This window comes from uncultured Selenomonas sp. (assembly GCF_963528755.1).
Lineage (GTDB): Bacteria > Bacillota > Negativicutes > Selenomonadales > Selenomonadaceae > Selenomonas.
Map to the genome: position 1 here is coordinate 47,451 of NZ_CAURXA010000002.1, position 16,277 is coordinate 63,727.

Here is a 16,277-nt window from a genome sequence, read left to right on the forward strand (position 1 = left end):
GCGCTATGTGCCTCCCTTTCCGCTGTGGCCGCCGTCCCATGCGATTCGATGCAGATCGAATCCTGCCTCCCGCCCCATCAGAAAAAGGACGAGATGTGCGGCGTCCTTCATAGCTTCGAGGTCAAGCTGCAAAATCCCTTCCACCTGCCGCTCATGGCAAGAGGAGAAGAGCGCCGCGACGCGCTCGTCGAGCAGCGGCTCTTCCAGCCCGCGCCAGAGCGACAAGGCGGGAAATACGCCGTGCGAGCGCGTCTCGATGAGCACGAGGTCGACGCCCGTCATGCGTGTGGCGGCCGCTTCCAGCGAGAGCTTCTCCTGCGTGCGCTCGTAGAGCCAGAAGCCCGCGGGCGCGACGACGGCGACGCTCGACGCGCCCGCCTCGCGGAAACGTCCGCTGTCCTTCGCCTCGTCGTTCAGGACAATGCCGTGCGCATCGCTCTTGACGACACCGACGCGCACGCCGCGCGAGGTCAAGAGCGGCAGGAGCTTTTCAACAAAGGTTGTCTTGCCTGTGCCCGAGGCGGGAGCAACGATGGATACGATGGGCACGCGGCGCACGAGGTTCGCCGCTCGGCCGCGCGCCAAGCGAAGGGCGGCGGGCGTGTTCACGTTGAAAAACCATGCGCCCGCGCGAACGGGAACGTCAAGCACGGGAAGCGCGGCGGCCGCTCGCCGAAGGCTGCGCTCGCCTGCCGCCATAGCTGCAGAGAACACATGCGCCGTTTCCTTGTGGTAGAGCGCGGCAAGCGGCTCGCACCGTCCTTCGGCGACGGGCACGACAGCTCGTGCCGCGCCTTTTGCCTTGGGCAGAAGTTCTCTCGCTGCGTCGAAGGAGAAAAGGGGCATATCCGCCGACACGGCGAAGGACCAAGTATGAGAACTCGCCGCCAGGCCGCGTGAAAGCCCCGCCACAGGTCCCTGCCCCGCCGTTTCATCGACGAGAATCCTCGCGCCATAACGGCTTGCCAAGGCCTGCAGGCGCTCGCTCCTCTCTTCGACGCACAGGAAGATTTCTGCAAATCCCGCAGCAGCCGCCTTTTGCAGCAATCCCTCCAACAGCGGCACGCCGCCGACATCGAGCCAACGCTTGTCCTCGCCCATGCGCCGGCTTCCGCCGCCCGCGACGACGAGAAGCGTCACATCGGCGAGGCTCTGCGGCCTCACTTTCTCGCGCACTCGCCCGCGTCGCCGCGCAGGATCTCGATGCCGTGCGCCAACTGCGGCAGGACGAAGCCGAGACACTCCTCGACCGCCTTGGCGCTGCCCGGCAGATTGACGATCAGCGTGCGCTTGCATATACCGGCGGCGGCGCGGCTCAGCATGGCGCGCGGCGTCACCTGCATCGAAAGGGCGCGCATCGCCTCGGCGATGCCCGGCGCTTCGCGCTCGATGACGGCTCGCGTCGCCTCGGGCGTCACATCGCGCTCGGAAAAACCCGTGCCGCCCGTCGTAGCGACGAGTGCGAGACCGAGATCGGCGCATTCCTGCATCTCCTTCGCGAGCGCCTCCTCATCGTCGGGCAAAATCACACGCCGTGCGATGCGATAGCCCGCCTCCTCCAACAGATGCTGCGCCAAGTCGCCGCTCTTGTCCTCGCGCTCGCCGCGCGCACCCTTGTCGCTCGCCGTGATGACGGCGGCATCAAGCGGCAGCTTGCCCTCGAAAAGGTGCAGCTCGTCGCCGGGCTTCAGCGTGCCGCCGTGCAGCACGCGTGCAAAGACGCCCTCGCGCGGCATGATGCAGTCACCGACCGCCGCGTAGATGGCGCAGTGCGCATGACACTCCTTGCCGATCTGCGTGATTTCGAAGATGACATCGCCCGCCGCGAGGCGCGTACCGACGGGAAGCTCACGGAAGGAGAAGCCCTCTGCGACGATGTTCTCGCCGAAATCGCCGTGGGAGACCGTCGCACCGCGTGCGCGAAACGCCTCGATCTCCGCCGCGCCCAGAAAGCTCACCTGCCGGTGCCATTTCCCCGCGTGCGCATCGCCGACGATGCCGTGCCCCACATGAAAGAGCGCTTTTTCCAGCGGTTTCTTCTTCGTGCCGCGCCGCTCGCTCGCGGCAATCGTTACAATCTTTCCCAATCCTCACCCTCCGATCTGGTACATGCGCCGCTTCTCCTCGCCCGCGCCGCCCGCCGCTTCAAAGTGATGCTCGCGCGGCTTTTCGGCAATCACCTGCCGCAGCTTCCTGAAGAGCGCCGCGTCATCCGCACCCGCGCGCAGAAGTGTGCGCAAATCAAGCCCTGCCTCCAACGCAAGGCACAGCTTCAGATAGCCCTCCGCCGTCAGGCGCACGCGGTTGCACGAGCTGCAGAACTTATGCTCCAGCGCGTCGATGAAGCCGAGCGCACCGCGAAATCCTGCCGGTCGAAAGCACGCGGCGGGACCGGTGAGCGCTTCTTTGACTACAGGAACGAGCGCACCGAAAGATTCCTCCAAGATGCGGCGCACCTCAGCGGTCGGCACGCCCGTCAGCCCCGCCTCCTTCGCCATGCCGATCGGCATGAGCTCGATGAAGCGCACGTCGATCGGGTGCTCCTTCGCGAGGGCGGCGAGCGAAACAAGTTCCGCTTCGTTGACTCCCTTAAGCGGCACGCAGTTGAGCTTCGTCTTCAGCCCTGCGGCGAGCGCCGCCTCCATGCCCTGGCGCACGGCAGGCAGCAGCGAAGCAGAACGGCGCGTGATGTCAGAGAAAGCGTCCTCTGCCAGCGTATCGAGGCTGATGTTCACACCGTCAAGCCCTGCCGCGCGAAGTTCCTCTGCGAGGTCGGCGAGGAGAACGCCGTTCGTCGTCAGAGCGACGCGCTCGATGCCCTCGACCGCCTTGATCTCGCGCACGAGATCGACGATGCCGCGCCGAAGGAGCGGCTCGCCGCCCGTCAGACGCACCTTGCGTATGCCGAGCTGCGCGAGAGCACGCACGACGCGCACGATCTCCTCGAAGGACAGAATATCCTCGTGGGAGAGCTTCTCCACGCCATCTGCCGGCATACAGTAACGGCAGCGCAAATTGCAGCGATCCGTCACGGAAATGCGCACATATTCGATTCTTCGGCGATAAAAATCAAGCATACGACGCCTCTCTTACCATGAATATCCGATAATCAGACCCAAAGGGCGCAGACGCATCGGCAGACTCGCAATCAACGTGCAACAACGTCACAACAAGATGACATCGACCTCCGCACCCGCCGCAAGGGGCGGCGAGCCGGCGGGAATATCGACGAGCGCGTTGCAGCCGACGGCGGAGAAGAACATGCCGGAAGCGTGCTTCTCGGGCAGATGCACCTCGCCCTGCGCATACTGCGCTCGCACGAAGCGCCTGCCGCGGCTCTCCTTGGAAAAGCCGTCCCGCAAGACGGCGCGGCGGCGCCTCGACAGGAGCACGTCCTGCGCCGTCAATTTTGCGAGCACGGGACGCACGAGAAGCTCGAACGTCGCCGAAGCGGCAAACGGATTGCCCGACAGGGCGATGCCGAGCGTGCGGCGCGAGTCGCCCGCCGCCGAAAACGTATAGCCGATTGCGGGCGCTCCGGGCTTCATCAGAACGCGCCAGAAAAGACGCTCGGCATTCAGTTCCTTGACGACGTCGTGCATGATGTCCTTCTTGCCCACGGAAACGCCGCCCGTCGTCAGAACGAGATCGGGCGGCTCGGCAGAACTCACGAGCGCACGCGCAACCTCCTCCGCATCGTCGGGCAGCGCACCGAGGATTTCTGCCTCGAAGCCCATCTCCTTAAGTCTTGCCGCGAGCAGGTAGAGATTGCTGTTGTAGATCTTGCCGGGGCAGAGCGGCTCGCCCGGCTCGACAAGCTCGTCGCCCGTGCTCGCCAAAACGATGCGCACGCGGCGCACGCAAGGAAGACGCTTCCTCCCCTGCCCTGCCAGGACGGCGATGTGCGCCGCCGTCAGACGATCGCCCGCCTTGGCGAGCACGGCGCCTTCTTCCACATCCTCCCCGCGAAAGCAGAAGTTCTCGTGATGCTTGAGCGCATAAGGCACGAGAATTTCCTCGCCCTCCACGCGCACGTCTTCCTGCCGCACGACGGTGTCCGCGCCCTCGGGCATCGCCGCGCCCGTCATCAGACGAAGCGCCTCGCCCGCGCCCACCTTGCCGGCGAAGAAGCTGCCCGCACACTCCTCGCCGATGACACGAAAGCGCGCGGGCGCATCCGCCGACGCCCCCTGCGTGCAGGCGGCCAAGAGCGCATAGCCATCGAGCGGCGAGCGGTCAAATGGCGGCTGGTCGAAAGCGGCGCAACAATCCTCGGCGAGCCTTCGTCCGAGCGCCGCAAGAAGCGGCACGGGCTCGGCTTCCGACAGCGGAATCTCGCGCACCTCGCGCAAAAGAAGCTCCTGCGCCTTTTCCAATGATATGTCCTGCATCGCTCCACCTACTCCCACTTGCCGAAGGTGCAGCGCGGATAGTGGCACGTCTCGCACGCGAGACACAGTCCGCCGAGACCGAGGCGGCGAATCTCGCGGCGCGTCACGCGCTCGCCCGCCAAGATGCGCGGCAGGACGATGTCGAAGATCGTCGCCGCACTGTACATGACGCAGCCCGGCAGGCCGAGCACGGGCACCGTGCGCCCGTCGCGCTCGGCATAGGCGAGAAGGAACATCGCACCGGGCAGGACGGGAGCGCCGTACGTCACGACCTCCGCACCCGCAGCGCGAATCGCGGCGGGCGTGCGGTCGTCGGGATCGACGCTCATGCCGCCCGTGCACAGCACCATGTCCATGCCGAGGTCAAGAAGCTCCTCGATCGCCGCCTGCGTGTGCTCCAAAGCGTCGTCAGAAATGCGGTGCTCGTTGACCGAAAGCCCGAAGGCGCGAAGCTTCGCCGCAAGGACAGGCGTGAACGTGTCCTTGATCCTGCCGTGCGCGACCTCCGATCCCGTCGTCACGACACCGACCTTCAGCGAGCGGTACGGCAGAAGCCGAAAGATCGGCTCCTCGCCGACAGCTCGCGCCGCCTCATCCATCAAAGCCTTTTTCACGGCAAGCGGAATCACGCGCATGCCCGCGAGCAAGTCGCCCTTCTTGACCGCCATGTACTGCGGCGCACAAGCCACCATGATGTCATCAAAATCGTTGAGCCGATGGAAGCGCTCAACATCGACGGCAAATACGCCGTCATGAAGCGCCCGAAGCTCGATCTTGCCCTCCTTCGGCTCAGAGGCTTCCATTCCCTCGTTCTGACAGAAGCCGCGCAGGATCTCCGCCGCTTCGTTCTCGTGCAGCAGCGTGCCGTCGTTTTCCCAGACGTAGAGATGCTCCTTGCCCAAAGAGAGCAGCACGGGGATATCCGCCGCCTCGACGACATGCCCCTTGCGAAAGCGTGCCCCCTTCCTCACGCCGCGCACGATCTCCGTGATGTCGTGACAGAGGATCTGCCCGACCGCATCTTCCACGGCGATTTCCTGCATCGCCAAGGCGCTCACGAGCGGCTCTCCTTCCTGCGATAGACGATGGGACTGCGCGTCAGATAGAGGAACGGGAAACTCAGACAATGCACGAGGCGCGTGAACGGAAAGAGGATTGCCGTCACCATCCACAGCAGCATGTGCGCGCGGAACACGAACGGCACGCCCTCCATCAGCGAAACGTCGGGAGAGAACGCAAGGAGCGAGCGGAACCACGGCGAGATCGTCGCGCGGTAGTCAAAAGCGAAGCCGCCCAGGGCGTTCGACAGCGTCCCCGCGCAGCCCGTCAGGATGGCGAGGAAGAGCACGAGGTAGAGCCAGCGATCCATGCACGACGTGTTGACCTGCATGTAGTCCTTGCCCAGAAAGCGGCGCTTCAAAAGCAGCAGGAAGCCAAGGAAAAACAGGATGCCCGCCGGTATGCCGCCCGCCAGCGCGATGATGTGATAGAGATGCTCGTTGATTCCCGCCGCTTCCGTACAGACCTTCGGGATGAGCACGCCGATGATGTGACCGCCCAAAGCCATGAAGAGGCCGAGGTGGAACATCGGGCCGGCGATCTTCAAATCATTCTTCGAGAGAAATTCGCTCGATTTCGTCGTCCAACCGCGCTCCATCAAGACGTAGCGCGCTATCGTGCCGCCTATGAGCACGGTGAAAGCGATGTAGGGCAGTACGCCCCAAAAGAACTCATTCATGCTGCATCCCCTTCCCATCTCTCCGCCTGCATGAGCACGACGTCCAAAAGAAAAGCATAGGCAAGCTTCGCCTCGATGAAGCGGTCGCGCAAGAGCTTGAGCTTGTCCTTCATCGTGCGAAAGACCTCCGCCGCCTTCTCTTCGGGCAGGGCGGCGGCAAGCTCCAAGAGCGCCGGCAAATAGTCGGGAAGCTCGTTCTGCGTGTCGAAGCCGTTCTTGAGAAACAGCTGCTTGTAGACGTGCATCTCGCTCGCCTGCTTGCCGAAGTCCGTGCGATCCTGCGTCGTCAGATAAAGATTCGTGTTCGGCGAGAACTCGAAAGAGCGCACATACTGCTCTTCGTAAGCCTTATTGCCGAGCTCCTGCGCGTAGTCAAAAAGCTCTTCCAAGACCTCTCGCGCCTGCTTCGTTTCAATCTCTGCCGCCGCGGCGCGGCAGGCATCGAAATCCTGCCACCACGCCTCGCTCGGATACTCCAAAAGATATGCCGCGAGCTTCAGCAGCTTCTTGTACTCTTCCATCAGCAACCTCCCGGGCAGACATAGCCCGCGCTGCCCTGCAGCTCGCGCAGACGCTCGTGCGTCTCCGCCTGCAGTCCCGCCGGAATGACGACGCGATCCTTGCGCTTGGCGATGGCAAGCAAGCGGTACATCTTCTCGTACTCCGCCTCATGCAGGGAAAGCTCTTCGGGAAGCGACTCTTTCGTTTCCTTGTAGCGCATGACCGTGCGCATTTCCAAGAGCCGCGCGAGCGTATTCTTGACGACGGCGACGTCGCCCGCCGCGAAGAGCTGCGCCAGATATTCGAGCGGGATGCGCATGTCCGCTGCGTCGGGCAGATAGACCTCCGCTTCCACATGCTTCAAGATCGGCGAGAGCGGCGGGATGTACCAGACCATCGGCAACGTGCGGTACTCGGGATGCAGCGGCAGAGCGATCTGCCACTGACGGATGATCTTGTCGACGGGCGAACGCTCCGCCGCATGAATCCACGCATCGGAAATGCCCGCCTCACGCGCCGCCTTCTGCACGTCCGGATCGTGCGGATCGAGGAAGATGCCGCGCTCGCTCGCAGGAATGTGCGCGGCATTTTCCGTCTTTGCCGCCTCTTCCACCTTGTCCATGTCGTAGAAAATCACGCCCATGTAGCGGATGCGCCCGACGCAGGTGTCGGTGCAGACCGTCGGGAGGCCGTTTTCCAGACGCGGATAGCACAAGACGCACTTCTCCGCCTTGTTCGACTTCCAGTTGTAATAGATTTTCTTGTACGGACAGGCGGGCACGCAGTGACGCCAGCCACGGCAGACATCCTGCGAGATGAGGACGACGCCGTCCTCGTCGCGCTTGTAGATCGCGCCCGAAGGACACGCGGCGACGCAGGCGGGATTCAGACAGTGGTTGCAGAGGCGCGGCAGATACTTCATGAAGAGATCGTGAAATTCCAGCTTGATCTTCTCGCCGAGCTTCTTCAAATTGTGATCATTGCGCGCTGACTCGCCGCTCGCGAGATCGTCCTCCCAGTTCGGCCCCCACTTGATCTCCATGCGCTTCTGCGTGATCAAGGAGCGCGGGCGCGCCACGGGCTGATGGTTCTTGCGTCCCGAATGGATCAGCGTCTCGTAGTCGTATGTCCACGGCTCGTAGTAGTCGTCAAGCTCGGGCTGATCGGGATGGTAGAAGAGCTTCATGAGGCGCACCGCCTTGTTCGCGCCGGAGGCGAGCGAAAGCTCGCCGTCCTTGACCTTCCAGCCGCCCTTCCACTTCTCCTGATCTTCCCAATTCTTCGGGTAGCCAATGCCCGGCTTCGTCTCGACGTTGTTGAAGTACATGTACTCCGCGCCCTCGCGGTTCGTCCAGACGTTCTTGCACGTGATCGAGCAAGTATGGCAGCCGAGGCACTTGTCAAGGTTCATGACCATCGCTATCTGCGCTTTAATCCTCAAGCCAATCGACCTCCTTCATCTTGCGCGCGACGACGTAGGTATCGCGCTGGTTGCCCGTCGGGCCGTAGTAATTGAATCCGTAGCTGAACTGCCCGTAGCCGCCGATCATGTGCGTGGGCTTCATCATGATGTGCGTCGGCGTGTTGTGCGTACCGCCGCGCGTGCCCGAAATCTTCGAGCCGGGCACATTGATGTGGCGATCCTGCGCGTGGTGCATGAATACGACGCCGCGCGGCAGGCGGGGCGAGGTCACGACGCGCGAGGCGACGACGCCGTTGCGGTTGTAAAGCTCGACCCAGTCGTTGTCCTTGACGTCGATATCGGCAGCGTCCTTCTCGTTGAACCACACGGTCTGCCCGCCGCGGAACAGCGTCAGGAGCTGCTGGCTGTCGAAGTACATGCTGTGCGTGCTCCACTTGTTGTGCGGCGTCAGATAGCGCAGCGTGATTTCCTTGCCCTCGCCGAGCTTCTTCTCGATCGGACGGTTCTCCAAGATCGGGCGGTACGTCGCCATCGCCTCGCCCCACTCCTGCATGAGCTCGTGATCGACGTAGAAGCACTGGCGTCCCGTCACCGTGCGGAAAGGCACGAGCTCCTCGACGTTCGTCGTGAACGGCGTATAGCGGCGATTGCGGTTGCTGCCCGTGAACGTCGGCGTCGTGATCGTCTGGCGCGGCTGCACGGCGACCTGATCGAACGTGAAGCGCTCGATCTCGCGATCCTTGGCAAGCCGCGTGAGATTCGTCAGACCCGTGCGCTTCTCCATCGACTGCCATGCGCGCACGGCGACGGAGCCTTTCGTCGTCGACGAAAGCCCCATGACGGCGTCGGCGGCCTGGCGCGCCTCGAAGATCGACGGCATGCCGTAAGAAACGAAATCCTTGTTTTCAATGACGCCGTTGCGCTTTCGGATCTCCTCGTAGTCCTCCTTCGATTCCCACGAGAGGCCGTGTGCGCCCATGCCCTTCTCCACGTTGGGGCCGAGCGCGATCCACTTCTCGTAAACCTTCGTATAGTCGCGCTCCACCTTGACGAGATTCGGCATCGTCTTGCCCGGGATCGGCTCGCAGTCGCCCTTCTTCCAGTCGCGAATCCTGCCCTCAGGCTGCGCCGTCTCGCCTTCCGTATCGTGCTGCAGAGGCACGGCGACGACATCTGTGTACGGCTTCATGCCCGCTTCCTTGGCGACGCGCGAGACGGCCTCGGCGAGCGTGCGGAAGATGTCCCAGTCCGTGCGCGCCTCCCACAAGGGATCGACGGCAGGCTGGAACGGATGGACAAACGGATGCATGTCCGTCGAAGAAAGGTCGGTCTTCTCGTACCACGTCGCCGTCGGCAGCACGACGTCGGAATAGAGTGCCGAGCCGGCCATGCGGAAATCGAGGTCGATGAGCAGGTCGAGCTTGCCCTCGGCCGCGCCGCCGGGCTTACTGATCTCCTGCTCCTCGCGCCAACGTATCTCCGTCGGACGCGTCGGGCACTTCTCCTCGGCGAAAAGACCGTTCTTCGTGCCGAGCAGATACTTGAGGAAGTATTCGTGCCCCTTCGACGACGAGGTGATGAGGTTCGCACGCCAAATGAAGAGGTTGCGCGGGAAATTCTCGGGCGCGTCGGGATCTTCCGCCGAGAAGTTCAGCTCACCCTTCTTGAGGCTTTCGGCGACAAACTTCTTCACGTCCTCGAAGTCCTCATGCCCCGCGGCCTTCGCCTCGTCGATGATCTTCTGCCCGCTCTTGTTGAACGTCGGGTAGAACGGAAGCCAGCCGAGACGTGCCGCAAGCACGTTGTAATCGCCGGGGTGGCGGTAGCGCGGCTTGCCCGTCGCCGCGACAATCTCTTGCGTGTCGATCTCGTCGCTCCGCCACTGATCGGTGCCGAAGTAGAAGAACGATGTGCTGTTCTGCAGGCGCGCCGCCGGCTGCCAGTCCGTCGCCGTCATGACACGCGCCCAGCCCTCCGCCGGACGCAGCTTCTCCTGCCCGACGTAGTGCGCCCAACCGCCGCCGTTCCTGCCTTCCGCACCGATGAAGAGCAGGAGGTTCAAGATCGTGCGGTAAATGATGTCGGCATTGTACCAGTGGTTGATGCCCGCGCCCATGATGACCATGGTTCTGCCGTCCGTCTTGATCGAGTTGTCCGCCATCTCACGCGCCGTATGAATGGCAAGCTCGGGCGAGATGCCCGTGTACTTTTCCTGCCAATGCGGTGTGTACGGCACATCATCCTCGTAGGACGACGCCGCCTCGCCGCCAAGGCCGCGATCGATCGCATAGTTCGCCATCGTCAGATCGTAGACCGTCGTCACGAGGCGCTCGCCCGCCGCCGTCTTGATCTTCTTTACGGGCACCATGCGCTTTAAGAGCATTTCCTCGCGCTCCGTGCCGAAGTACGGCAGAGTGACTTCGACCGCGTCATCCTTGATGTCGAGGACGGAAAGACGCGCCTTGATCGCCTCGCCCGTGTCGCTGTCCTCCTCCTTGAGATTCCACTTCGCCTGGCGATCCCAGCGGTCACCCATCGTGCCGTTCGGCACGACGAGCCTTTCCGTCATCTCATCCACGACGTAGAACTTGAAGTCGGCGTGCTTCTCGTCGGCGCGTCCCATGTCCTTCGCGTTGAGGAAGCGTCCGGGCAGGAAGCTGCCGTCTTCTTTCTCGTCGAGGAGCACGAGGAACGGGAAGTCCGTGAAGCGGCGCACATAGTCGACGAAGAAAGGCACTTTCCTGTCGATGTAGTACTCCTTCAGAATGACGTGTCCCATCGCCATGGCGAGGGCGGCGTCGCTGCCCGTATGCAGGCTGATCCACGTATCGGCGACCGTCGTCGACTCCGCGTAGTCGGGCGCGACGGAGACAACCTTCGTACCCTTGTAGCGCACCTCTGTCAAGAAATGCGCATCGGGCGTGCGCGTCAGCGGCACGTTCGAGCCCCACGTGATGATGTAGCCCGCATTGTACCAATCGCTCGACTCGGGCACATCCGTCTGGTCGCCCCAGACCTGCGGGCTTGCCGGCGGCAGATCGGCATACCAATCATAGAAGGAAAGACCCGCGCCGCCCATGAGCTGCATGAAGCGAAGCCCTGCGGCATAGCTGAGCATCGACTTCGCGGGAATGACGGAAAAGCCGAAGTTGCGGTCCGGGCCGTACTTTTCCACCGTATAGAGAAGCGACGAGGCGATGAGCTCCGACACCTCGTCCCAATTCGAGCGCACGAAGCCGCCCATGCCGCGCGCCGCCTTGTAGCGCTTCTTCTTCGCGGGATCGTCGGCGATGCTGCGCCACGCCTCAAGCGCCGTTTTATGATTCTTTCTCGCCTCGCGCCAAAGCTCGGCGAGATCGCTCCTAAGGTACGGGTACTTGATGCGCAGTGGGCTGTAGAGATACCACGAGAACGAAGCACCGCGCGGACAGCCGCGAGGCTCGAAGTCCGGCATGTCGGGCGCGGTCTCTGGATAGTCGAGCGCCTGGTTCTCCCAAGCCACGAGGCCGTCCTTCACATAGATGTTCCAGCTGCACGACCCCGTACAGTTCACACCGTGCGTCGAGCGCACCCGCTTGTCGAATGACCAGCGGTCGCGGTACATGTTCTCCCAGTCGCGCCCGCCCTCATGAATCTGTTGGTGACCGCTCGCCGTCCGCTCCTTCGGGATAAGATAACGGAACTTCTGGAAAATGCTGCTCACTTCTCCATCTCCCTCCTGAGGAAATCTCATTTCCTTAAGGAATACGGATATTTCATCCGCATTTCTCTAAATCTTTTAATCCGATTTATTATAGCAAAATTTTCTCGGATTTGTCTTGTAACAAATATCACAGATGAAAAATTTTCTATCGAATATGGGATATGCAGTGATAAATATTACTGCAAGTCGCTTTTCTTATGCTATACTAAGATGATATGGTATAATGATTTTCACCGAAGAAAGGAGTTTTTCCATGAAAAAAATCGCCCTTCTCCTCTCGTGCCTCGCCCTCTTCGTTCTCGCGGGCTGCGGCACTGCACCGAGCGCTTCGGACGCGAAGAAAGATTCCGTCGAGCTGCAGGTCTCCGCTGCCGCGAGCCTGACCGACGCGATGAATGAGCTGGCGACCGAGTACGCGAAGGAGCATCCTCAGACGAAGGTCGTCTTCAACTTCGGCAGCAGCGGCGCCCTGCAGCAGGCGATTGAGAATGGCGGCAGCGCCGACCTCTTCTTCTCGGCGGCGCAGAAGCAGATGGATGCGCTCGAAAAGGCGGGGCTTCTCGCCGACGGCACGCGCAAGAACCTCCTCGAAAACGAGGTCGTGCTCATCATTCCCAAGGATGGCGGCAAGGCGATCACCTCCTTTGACGCGCTTGCGACGCCCGCAGCTTCGCGCATCGCTCTCGGCGAGCCGAAGGGCGTTCCCGTCGGCCAGTACACAGAGGAAATCCTCACGAAGCTCGGCATTCTCGACCAGGTGAAGGCCAAGGCGGTCTACGGCTCCGACGTGCGCCAAGTTCTCTCGTGGACGGAGACGGGCGACGCGGACTGCGGCGTCGTCTACGCGACGGACGCTGCCATTTCCGACAAGGTCAAGGTCGCAGCGAAAGCTCCGGCAGGCTCGCACAAGCCCGTCATCTATCCCGCTGCCATCTTGAAGGACACGAAGCACATGGACGAGGCGAAATCCTTCCTCGACTTCGTTTCCTCGGAAAAGGGCACGGCAATCCTTGAAAAGTACGGCTTCAAAGCCGCTGGCAAGTGATGGAGCTTGAAGTCAAAATCCGCAAGGAGCTGCGCGGCTTCGATCTTGCCGTGGAATTTTCCGTGCGCGACGAGGTGCTCGCGCTGCTCGGCGCCTCGGGCTGCGGCAAGAGCATGACCTTGAAGTGCATCGCGGGCATCGAAAAGCCCGATGAAGGTCGCATCCTGCTCAACGGGCGCACGCTCTTCGACAGCGAAAAGGGCGTGAACCTCGCGCCGCAGGAGCGCCGCGTCGGCTACCTGTTCCAAGACTACGCCCTCTTTCCCAACATGACCGTGGCCGAGAACATCACGTTCTCGGCACGCGGCACGAAAGAAGAAAAGCGCAAGCTCCTCGAAAGGGAGCTTGCGCGCTTTTCGCTTGCGGGACTCGAAAACTCCTACCCCAAGGAGCTCTCGGGCGGGCAGAAGCAGCGCACGGCGTTCGCGCGCATCCTCGCCTCCGATGCCGAACTGCTGCTGCTCGACGAGCCATTTTCCGCGCTCGACAGCTACCTCAAGTGGCAGTTGGAGCTGGAACTGCTGCACCTCTTCGACGACTACGGACGCGCCGCCGTCCTCGTCTCGCACGACCGCGGCGAAGCCTACCGCCTGGCCGATCGCATCGCCGTCCTGAGCAGCGGCGCCCTCGAATCGCTCGGCACGAAGCACGCGCTCTTCGAGCAGCCCGGCACACTCGCGGCGACTCTCCTCACGGGCTGTAAGAACGTCTCCCGCGCACGCCGCACAGCAGAGCATGAGCTCTTCGCCGAGGACTGGCAGATCACGCTGCACTCTGCCGCTCCCGTGCCCGAGAATCTCCGCTACGTCGGCATCCGCGCCCACTTCTTTTCCCTGCGCGAAGAAGCGGCGGAAAACACGCCGCGCATGGAAGCTGTGCAGATCATCGAGGATGCTTTTTCCTACCTCGTCATGGCGAAGAAGGCGGATTCAGACGCCGCGCCCGTGCGTTGGGAGATTGAAAAAATCGCTTGGCAAGGGCTGGGGCAAAAAGAATTCTATCTGCATTTTCCCGCCGATCGGCTCATCTTGCTCGAACGATAGGAGGCGCACATGGAATTTTCTCCCTTTTGGATCACCTTGAAGACGGCGACAGCCGCCACCTTCATCTCCTTCTTCCTCGGCATCGCACTTGCCTACGCCGTCCTTCACATGAGGCGCTTCCAAGGCATTGCCGACGCCATCATCACATTGCCCATGGTGCTGCCGCCGACCGTCGTCGGCTTTTTCCTCCTACTCGTTTTCGGCAGGAAAAGCCCCCTCGGGCAGATGCTCCTCGACTTCGGCATGCCGCTCGTCTTCACATGGAAGGCGACTGTCATCGCCGCCGTCGTCGTCTCACTGCCCCTCATGTACCGCACGGCGCGCGGCGCCTTCGAGCAGCTCGACAAGAACATCGTCTATGCGGCACGCACGCTCGGCATCTCCGAGTGGCGCATTTTCTGGCGCATCCTCGTACCGAATGCCAAGCACGGCATTGTTGCGGGACTCGTGCTGACGTTCACGCGTGCGCTCGGCGAGTTTGGCGCGACGATCATGTTCGCAGGCAACGTCCCCGGTACGACGCAGACGATGTCCACAGCGATCTACGCCGCCGTACAGGCGAACGACTACGACCTCGCCTTCCAATGGGCGACGGCTCTCGTCCTCTTCTCCCTCGTCTTCGTCGCCGCCATGAACGCTTGGCTCGCGCGAAGCCGCGGCTAAAAAATACGGACACAAAAAAGCTTCCTGCTACAGCGGTGCAGCAGGAAGCTTTTCTATTTTCAAGTTGCTTGTGAGGGAATTCCGCGCCTTACATCATGCCCGGCATACCGCCGCCCATGCCCGGTGCGCCCATCGGCATCGGAGGCTCCTTCTCCGGCTTGTCTGCCACGAGCGTCTCCGTCGTCAGGACCATCGCCGCGATGCTCGCCGCATTCTGCAGAGCGGAACGCGTGACCTTCGCCGGGTCGACGATGCCCGCGCCGATCATGTCGACGTACTCGCCCGTCAGAGCGTTGAAGCCCGTGCCATTCGCCGACTTCTTGACGTTCTCGACGACGACAGAACCTTCGAGACCCGCGTTGTTCGCAATCTGGCGAACCGGCTCCTCGATGGCACGCTTCACGATGTTAATGCCCGTCTGCACGTCACCCTCGGCGCTCAAAGCGTCAAGCGCAGGCAGGATGTCGACGAACGTCGTGCCACCGCCGGCGACGATGCCCTCTTCGACTGCCGCACGCGTAGCGTTCAGCGCGTCCTCGATGCGCAGCTTCTTGTCCTTCATCTCGACCTCGGTCGCAGCGCCGATCTCGATGACGGCGACGCCGCCCGCGAGCTTTGCGAGGCGCTCCTGCAACTTCTCCTTGTCGAAGTCCGAAGTCGTCTCCGCGACCTGCTTCTTGATCTGCTCGACACGAGCGTCGATCGCAGCCTTGTCGCCGGAGCCATCGACGATCGTCGTCTCTTCCTTCGATGCGCGAACCTGACGCGCCTGACCGAGATCCTCAATCTCGACGCTGTCGAGCTTCCTGCCGACTTCCTCGGAGATGACCGTGCCGCCCGTCAGGATAGCGATGTCTTCGAGCATCGCCTTGCGGCGGTCGCCGAAGCCCGGAGCCTTGACGGCAAGAGCCTTGAACGTGCCGCGCAGCTTGTTGACGACGAGCGTCGCAAGCGCCTCACCGTCGAGATCCTCGGCGATGATCATCAGTTCCTTGCCCTGCTTTACGACCTTCTCAAGAATCGGCAGGATGTCGGCAATCGCCGAAATCTTGCGATCCGTGATGAGGATGTACGGATTGTCGAGAACGGCTTCCATCTTGTCCGTATCCGTGACCATGTAGGGGGAGATGTAACCGCGGTCGAACTGCATGCCCTCGACGACCGAGAGGTTCGTGTCCATAGACTTCGACTCCTCGACCGTGATGACGCCGTCCTTGCCGACCTTCTCCATCGCCTCGGCGATCAGCTCGCCGACTTCCTCGTCGCCCGAGGAAATTGCCGCGACCTGCGCGATCGCCGCCTTGCCCTCGACCTTCTTCGAGTTGCTCTTGATCTCATCGACGAGCTTCTTGACCGCCTGGTCGATGCCCTTCTTGAGAATCATCGGGTTCGCGCCCGCAGCGACGTTCCTCATGCCCTCGTGGATCATTGCCTGCGCGAGGAGCGTAGCCGTCGTCGTGCCGTCGCCCGCGATGTCGTTCGTCTTCGTCGCGACTTCCTTGACGAGCTGTGCGCCCATGTTCTCAAACGGATCTTCGAGTTCGATGTCCTTCGCAATCGTCACGCCGTCGTTCGTGATCGTCGGTGCGCCGAACTTCTTGTCGAGAACGACGTTGCGACCCTTAGGCCCAAGCGTGACCTTTACGGCATTTGCCAAAGCGTCGACGCCCTTGCCGAGCGCACGGCGCGCTTCTTCATTGAACAAAACCTGCTTTGCCATGGTAAAACCTCCCAATATCTATCGAATCTATCGAATCTGCGCTCTCTCAG

The 16,277-nt window shown here is 62.1% G+C and carries 13 protein-coding genes; 3 read left to right on the forward strand and 10 right to left on the reverse strand.

Annotated elements, in window-relative coordinates:
- Window positions 1-3: 3 nt before the first annotated feature.
- The 9 genes from mobB to RWS31_RS02415 form a co-directional block, all read right to left on the reverse strand.
- Entirely contained in the window at window positions 4-1,176 is a 1,173-nt protein-coding gene (mobB, locus tag RWS31_RS02375) for a molybdopterin-guanine dinucleotide biosynthesis protein B (RefSeq protein WP_314595786.1), read from the reverse strand.
- Entirely contained in the window at window positions 1,161-2,087 is a 927-nt protein-coding gene (locus tag RWS31_RS02380) for a molybdopterin-binding protein (RefSeq protein WP_314595788.1), read from the reverse strand. Before RWS31_RS02380 ends, mobB begins: the two co-directional genes overlap by 16 nt.
- A 3-nt stretch (window positions 2,088-2,090) precedes the next feature.
- The gene (moaA, locus tag RWS31_RS02385; RefSeq protein ID WP_314595789.1) at window positions 2,091-3,077 is read right to left on the reverse strand and encodes a GTP 3',8-cyclase MoaA; all 987 of its coding nucleotides are present in this window, start codon (window positions 3,075-3,077) and stop codon (window positions 2,091-2,093) included.
- Between the two features lie 87 nt (window positions 3,078-3,164).
- Window positions 3,165-4,391: a gephyrin-like molybdotransferase Glp gene (glp, locus tag RWS31_RS02390; protein WP_314595791.1), complete on the reverse strand. Its 1,227-nt coding sequence runs from the start codon at window positions 4,389-4,391 to the stop codon at window positions 3,165-3,167.
- An 8-nt stretch (window positions 4,392-4,399) separates the two neighbouring features.
- On the reverse strand, window positions 4,400-5,434 hold the full coding sequence (locus RWS31_RS02395; protein ID WP_314596274.1) for a molybdopterin-binding protein: 1,035 nt from the start codon (window positions 5,432-5,434) through the stop codon (window positions 4,400-4,402).
- A gap of 11 nt (window positions 5,435-5,445) precedes the next feature.
- Window positions 5,446-6,129, reverse strand: a complete 684-nt coding sequence (gene narI / locus RWS31_RS02400; RefSeq protein WP_265070071.1) for a respiratory nitrate reductase subunit gamma — start codon at window positions 6,127-6,129, stop codon at window positions 5,446-5,448.
- Entirely contained in the window at window positions 6,126-6,650 is a 525-nt protein-coding gene (gene narJ, locus RWS31_RS02405) for a nitrate reductase molybdenum cofactor assembly chaperone (RefSeq protein ID WP_264918693.1), read from the reverse strand. The genes narI and narJ overlap by 4 nt, the downstream gene beginning before the upstream one ends.
- Window positions 6,650-8,071, reverse strand: a complete 1,422-nt coding sequence (narH, locus tag RWS31_RS02410) for a nitrate reductase subunit beta (protein WP_313971691.1) — start codon at window positions 8,069-8,071, stop codon at window positions 6,650-6,652. Before narH ends, narJ begins: the two co-directional genes overlap by 1 nt.
- A complete protein-coding gene (locus RWS31_RS02415; protein WP_314595794.1) occupies window positions 8,061-11,756 on the reverse strand; it encodes a nitrate reductase subunit alpha in 3,696 nt (1,231 codons plus the stop codon). Before RWS31_RS02415 ends, narH begins: the two co-directional genes overlap by 11 nt.
- A gap of 253 nt (window positions 11,757-12,009) precedes the next feature.
- Here RWS31_RS02415 and modA point away from each other — a divergent pair, with 253 nt between their 5' ends.
- The 3 genes from modA to modB are packed head-to-tail and all read left to right on the forward strand — an operon-like array spanning window position 12,010 to window position 14,507.
- The gene (gene modA / locus RWS31_RS02420; protein ID WP_313971693.1) at window positions 12,010-12,801 is read left to right on the forward strand and encodes a molybdate ABC transporter substrate-binding protein; all 792 of its coding nucleotides are present in this window, start codon (window positions 12,010-12,012) and stop codon (window positions 12,799-12,801) included.
- Window positions 12,801-13,844, forward strand: coding sequence for an ATP-binding cassette domain-containing protein (locus RWS31_RS02425; RefSeq protein WP_314596275.1), 1,044 nt, complete (start codon window positions 12,801-12,803; stop codon window positions 13,842-13,844). Before modA ends, RWS31_RS02425 begins: the two co-directional genes overlap by 1 nt.
- Window positions 13,845-13,853: 9 nt before the next feature.
- Window positions 13,854-14,507, forward strand: coding sequence for a molybdate ABC transporter permease subunit (gene modB / locus RWS31_RS02430; RefSeq protein WP_314595796.1), 654 nt, complete (start codon window positions 13,854-13,856; stop codon window positions 14,505-14,507).
- Between the two features lie 88 nt (window positions 14,508-14,595).
- On the opposite strand, the gene groL is transcribed toward modB, so the two are convergent.
- Entirely contained in the window at window positions 14,596-16,227 is a 1,632-nt protein-coding gene (gene groL / locus RWS31_RS02435) for a chaperonin GroEL (protein ID WP_009647022.1), read from the reverse strand.
- Window positions 16,228-16,277 lie beyond the last annotated feature (50 nt).

Coding starts and splice junctions, on each gene's coding strand:
- groL (WP_009647022.1), bottom strand. CDS start 16,227: ATGGCAAAGCAGGTTTTGTTCAATGAAGAAGCGCGCCGTGCGCTCGGC.
- modB (WP_314595796.1), top strand. CDS start 13,854: ATGGAATTTTCTCCCTTTTGGATCACCTTGAAGACGGCGACAGCCGCC.
- RWS31_RS02395 (WP_314596274.1), bottom strand. CDS start 5,434: ATGCAGGAAATCGCCGTGGAAGATGCGGTCGGGCAGATCCTCTGTCAC.
- moaA (WP_314595789.1), bottom strand. CDS start 3,077: ATGCTTGATTTTTATCGCCGAAGAATCGAATATGTGCGCATTTCCGTG.
- RWS31_RS02425 (WP_314596275.1), top strand. CDS start 12,801: ATGGAGCTTGAAGTCAAAATCCGCAAGGAGCTGCGCGGCTTCGATCTT.
- narJ (WP_264918693.1), bottom strand. CDS start 6,650: ATGGAAGAGTACAAGAAGCTGCTGAAGCTCGCGGCATATCTTTTGGAG.
- glp (WP_314595791.1), bottom strand. CDS start 4,391: ATGCAGGACATATCATTGGAAAAGGCGCAGGAGCTTCTTTTGCGCGAG.
- modA (WP_313971693.1), top strand. CDS start 12,010: ATGAAAAAAATCGCCCTTCTCCTCTCGTGCCTCGCCCTCTTCGTTCTC.
- narI (WP_265070071.1), bottom strand. CDS start 6,129: ATGAATGAGTTCTTTTGGGGCGTACTGCCCTACATCGCTTTCACCGTG.